The sequence below is a fragment of the Candidatus Hydrogenedentota bacterium genome, assembly GCA_019637335.1.
Classification (GTDB): domain Bacteria; phylum Hydrogenedentota; class Hydrogenedentia; order Hydrogenedentales; family JAEUWI01; genus JAEUWI01.
Genome location: JAHBVV010000054.1, coordinates 1 through 5,043, shown reverse-complemented (window position 1 = coordinate 5,043; position 5,043 = coordinate 1). Strand labels below are relative to the sequence as shown.

The window sequence follows — 5,043 nt, the reverse complement described above, 5'->3', positions numbered from 1 at the left end:
TTCTATGCGGTTAAAGCTATTCTCTTTTTTTCTTCGTGACCTTCGTGCCCTTCGTGGTGATCATTTCTTTGGTTGCGGCCCAAGGCTGCCCTGTGCCCTTCGTGGTGATCCCTTCTTTGGTTGCGCCCAGAGGCGGCCCTCCGTGAATTCGCGTCCATCCCCGGTTCCCCCCGCAGCCCTACTCCGCCGCCCCAACCTCCGCAACCAACAACAGCGCCTGGCCCGCACCGCCAAAACTCGTCGTGCCGATCAGCGCCGGACGCCCCATAGCAAGAACCGGACTCGCCTGGATCTCCAGTTTCCGCGCAAAGCCATCCGTGTCGATACTCGCCCGAAAACGTAGATTCTGAAAGCGCAGCCGCCCCGCGCCCTCCGGTTCCAGCCCATCCAACTCAACCGTGTACGGCTGCGCGGTGCCGGGCCGGGCGTCCGTAAGGTGGCTCATCGCCGCAACCGGCGCCCCCGGCGGCGTCTGCACCCGCAGCTGATCCAGCAGCACCAGCGATCCGCCCTGGCCCGCCGCCTCCAGTTCCGCGCGCAAGTCCGCAAGCCGTTCCGGTAGCGGCGCGCCCGCCTCCCCGGGCAATCCCGCCGCGAGCACATAGAAAGTCACCGACAGCGAAGGCATCGCATCCGCATCCCGCGCGCCCTCCCCCCCGGCCTGTTCACTCCACGCGCGAAACTGCCCCAGCATCGAATCGCCCAGCACCCCCAGCGAATGATGCAGCTCGCGCATGCCGCGATGGATCTCGCCCTCATTCTCCTCGAAGAACCGCTGCGCCCGCGCATTGATATCGCGGTACGCCTTCTCGCTTTCTTCCTGAAGCTGCGCAAACTCCCGCCGCAACCGCTCCTGCTCCGCCGCCCAGACGCGCCGCATCTCCTCCAGCCGCGCCTCCAGCCGCTCGTTCTCTTCCGCAAGGCGCCGCTCCATGTCCGCCTGAAACGTTTCCAAAGGCGGCGCCGATCGCGGGTCAACCGCATCCTGCGGCGGCTCGGCCACCGCCGGCATGACCACAAGAAGCAAACAACCCGTGAGGAAAACAGCGATTAGATGGGGTGAAAAGCGGATGATACGCAACATGGCCTGACCCTCCTGCACGGACAATCCATCGCAGCCGGTGATCGTCAGTGTATACCCGAACGCCCCGCGCCGCAACCCCATCAGAGCGGGGAATTCAGACGAGAAGCGGCCTTCCCGTCGCGGCCCCCTCAGGAATCCGCGGGATCGTCGGCCCGGGCCACGGGCGACTCGCCTTCGTCCGGCGCACGCAGAAACTCCGCCGCCACCATGAGCCCCAAACCCGCCATAATCGCAACATCCGCGATATTAAAAATCCCGGTGCGCGGCTCCCACCCCCGGATGGACACCCACGGAAGGCCCAGATTCATGAAATCGACCACATACCCCCCGTATACAACCCGATCGATCAGATTGCCGATGCCCCCCGCCAGAATAAGCGCCAGCGCAACCGTAACCAGGCGCGCCATGTTTCGCGAAACAAACAAAAACACCGAAACCACCACCAGAATCACCGAATTGAAGCCGATCAGCAGCGTCGATCGCACGAATTCCGACATCTGCCCGAACAATCCCAGAAACGCGCCCGTGTTCTCCGCATATTGAAGGCGAAACACATCCCCCAGAAAAATGTGCGGCGGAGCCCCCTGCAACCAGGCGATCGCCATCCGCTTCGTGGCCTGATCAAGCACCAGACACACCCCCACAATCCAGGCGATCAACACGACTCGTTCTTTATACGTCATAGGAAATTCTGGTCCGCCCGCGAAGGCGCGCTGCAAAAAAACAGGGCCGCCTGCCCATCGCACGCGGCCACACGAGAGTATAGGTAACGGCGCGCGACGGAATCAAAAGCAAGCGCAATCCCACCGGAACCAGGGACGTACCGCCGCACATACGCCATACCCCCCCACCTCCCAACCCCCCGCGCCATCCAGGAGGTTAGCCATCCCTGGCTGACCCAACATACGCCCACCACCACACGAACCCGATTATCCGTTCAATCCACGCCGCGCCACCATCAATCTCCCTTCTCCTTCTCCTTCTCCTTCTCCTTCTCCTTCTCTTCCGGCGGATCCGGCAACGCATCCATCCCGAACATCCGCCGCACCCGGTTCAGGAGCCGCCGCGCCCAGACCACCTCCGACGACAGAACCGCAAGCCCGCCGCCGATTGTGAGTATCCCCGGTCCCGGCAACACCAGCATGGCGGTACCAAACAGCAACAACGTCGTCCCAACGACGAGCGCGATAATGCGCTTGGCCTGCCGCTGATTAATCGGGGCAAGCGAACCAGGCTCCAGTTCGAGCAACGCAAAATCCCAGCCGCCGTGCCGGGCCGCCCGCGCCACCGACATCCCAACGCCGCCCGCAATCGCAATCGCCACAAAACCCACGGAAAGCGGCAGCGGTACCGGGTACGTATCAACCAGCAACATTTTCACGGCGATGAACACCAGGATCACAAGAAAACTGGCCTGCACGTAGCGGAATATCCCCAGCATTCCGGCGAAAGCAAAGTAAAGCGAACGCAGCCCGAGAAGGGCGAACACATTCGCGCTGTAGATGATGAACGGATCCTCCGTAGCCGCATACGCCACCGGCGCCGAGTGCACCGCGAACACCAGATCCGTCAGCCACACCAGGATCAACACCAGGAAAAGCGGCGTAACATGGGTCACGCCCTCAATCTTCCTGAAGAAACGCCCCTCCCCAAAATCGTCCGTCGCGGGCGCGAAACGCTCGGCGATTCGGGCCAGCCGCCTGTACGGCGTCCGGGTAGCCCCGCCGGGCCGTCTGATGAGCATCGCCAGAGCGCCCACAAGCAATATGATCGCGAAAACGTAGGTAATCCCGCCAAAAGACTCCACCAGGATGACACCCAGCGAGATCATCAGCCCGCGAAGAACCAGCGCCCCCGCGATGCCCCACAAGAGAAGCCGGTGCTGAAAACGCCCCGGAATCCGGAAATACGCGAAGATCAGCGCGATGACAAGAATGTTGTCGAGGCTGAGGAGCTTCTCCAGCGTATAGGCCGCGAAGAACTGCCCCGACGCCTCCCAACCGCTCAATACCGGCTCCACGCCCGGCCCCGCCGCGGCCGCCCGGCGGCTGTACCGCACGAAAACGTACGCGTTGAACACCTGGGCAAGCGCAATCCAGAAGCCCGTCCATGCAAGCGCCTCCTTGGGATGCAAGGCGGCCTTGCGCCGGTTCGCCACCCCTACTTCCACCGCCAGCACCAATCCGATTGCGGCAAGGAAGCTCAGCCAGACAAGCATGAATTCAATCGCTCCGGGTCTGGCGCCAATGCCGGCGCCTCAATTCCCCCGGGGGGCCGGGCCCCGCGCGCGGGAGGTTATGAAACGCAACGTATACAATAAATACCATTCCGAAAACACGCAACCCCATGTCTCCCCGTCCGCCCGATCGAAAAAAAAACTGGCGCGCCAGCCCCGGAGAAGGGTGGCGCGCCAGCAGCTTCAATTTCCGAACGCGTCAGTGGTGATGGCCGCCCTCGCCCGCCTCGTGCAGCACGAAGCCCGCGTGGTTGATCGGGAACTTTGTCTCGTACTCGCCCGTATACTTCATATACGCCACGTGCCCGTCCATGTAAAGCACGTTCGCCCCGCCCGGGATATGGTTGAAGTGGGTGGGCTCCTCCGCCACCGCGTCGTGCATCACCGCAAGTTCCGATTGCGCACGCGCGCTGGCGCCCGGGTTGTTGATATCCGTGATGAAGAAACGCTCAATACCCTCACGGAGCCGGAAGATTACATTCATGCCCCCCACCGGGACCGGCGCACCGTTCTCATCCACCATCCGCCAATCGCGGTCGACCGCGTCGATATCGCCATCTTCCACCTCTTCGGCCAGGGCCTCCACCGCCGCTTCAAAATTCTCGAAATCCTCCTCAACCCGGAACATCGAATCGGAAATCGCGTACCCGTAGTAATAGTAGGGCTCGGTGTTAACCTCACAAGGCTCCACCACGCCATTGTTCGAGTACCCCGCGATCTCCTCCCACAGCGGGCTCGGGGTGCTGCCCTGATCCCAGTGCTCCAGGGCCGTGCCCCCGCCCGAATTGCTCGGGCAGATCAGCACGTTCCAGTCGGTAAGATACTCGGGAAAGACCTGCGTCGGCTCGAAGATCGCGTTCCACGGCTGGATCTCGCCGTCACAATTCAACACCTTCATTTTCGGGTAGCGCTGGCCCGCGCTCTCGTTGGCGTACATCTTAAACACCAGGCCCAGCTGCTTCAGATTATTCTGGCAGCTGGCCCGCCGCGCCGCCTCCCGCGCACGCGCCAGCGCGGGCAGCAGGATCGCCGCAAGTATACCAATAATCGCAATTACTACAAGAAGTTCAATCAGGGTAAAGCCGTGCTTGCGCATGGTGCGTAATCTCCAGGAAGTCTCTAAATGGTTCAGCATGGAAAAGCCACGAAATGGGCAGGCTGAACGCTTCCGGGATCGGCGCTTACCACCCCCGGCGCCGCTGCTCCACCTGGGCGACCGAGGGCGGGGGATCGCGCGTCAACCGCATTCACCGCCCCTCCGCGTCAGGCGGCGGAGGGCGGAAAGCGGGGAACGCGAGACGTTCAGCCTGTGGAGAAGGCGAACGGCGGGCCGCGGCGCCGGCAGGCGCTCCAGGATCGGCGGCGAGGCGCGGGCGTAAACCGCTCGAGACGCGACACCAGCGCGGGCGCGGTAACGAAGAAAGCCGCAGCCCAAGGCAGCAGCGCAACCGCCACGGTCACGCAAAACCAGCAGGGCTTCGCCGGATCCTCGTTATGATGATGGCAGGCGCTCGCAAATGGCAAAGCGACAAGCACCAACCCCACAAGGAGAAGCAGGATGCTCTGCAAAATGCTGCGCTGCGCCATCGAATACCACCTCTTGATGATAATGCAGCCTCAATGCTACGACAATGCAATCTCGTTGTCAAGATAAATTATGGAACAACACAACCCCTCAACACCCCTCACCCCTCACCCCTCACCCCTCACCCCTCACCCCTCA

General features: G+C 62.4%; 5 protein-coding genes. All 5 read right to left on the bottom strand.

Going from position 1 to position 5,043, the window contains the following annotated elements; genetic code table 11:
• Nucleotides 1-178: 178 nt before the first annotated feature.
• The 5 genes from KF886_26845 to KF886_26825 all read right to left on the bottom strand — a co-directional run bounded on the left by KF886_26845 (nt 179) and on the right by KF886_26825 (nt 4,907).
• Nucleotides 179-1,084, bottom strand: coding sequence for a hypothetical protein (locus KF886_26845; GenBank protein ID MBX3180979.1), 906 nt, complete (start codon nt 1,082-1,084; stop codon nt 179-181).
• 128 nt (nt 1,085-1,212) lie between these two features.
• On the bottom strand, nt 1,213-1,767 hold the full coding sequence (gene lspA / locus KF886_26840) for a signal peptidase II (GenBank protein ID MBX3180978.1): 555 nt from the start codon (nt 1,765-1,767) through the stop codon (nt 1,213-1,215).
• A gap of 275 nt (nt 1,768-2,042) precedes the next feature.
• A complete protein-coding gene (locus KF886_26835; GenBank protein ID MBX3180977.1) occupies nt 2,043-3,302 on the bottom strand; it encodes a TerC/Alx family metal homeostasis membrane protein in 1,260 nt (419 codons plus the stop codon).
• Nucleotides 3,303-3,519: 217 nt separating this feature from the next.
• Nucleotides 3,520-4,416, bottom strand: a complete 897-nt coding sequence (locus KF886_26830; GenBank protein MBX3180976.1) for a DUF1559 domain-containing protein — start codon at nt 4,414-4,416, stop codon at nt 3,520-3,522.
• 206 nt (nt 4,417-4,622) lie between these two features.
• Entirely contained in the window at nt 4,623-4,907 is a 285-nt protein-coding gene (locus KF886_26825) for a hypothetical protein (GenBank protein ID MBX3180975.1), read from the bottom strand.
• Between the last annotated feature and the right edge of the window lie 136 nt (nt 4,908-5,043).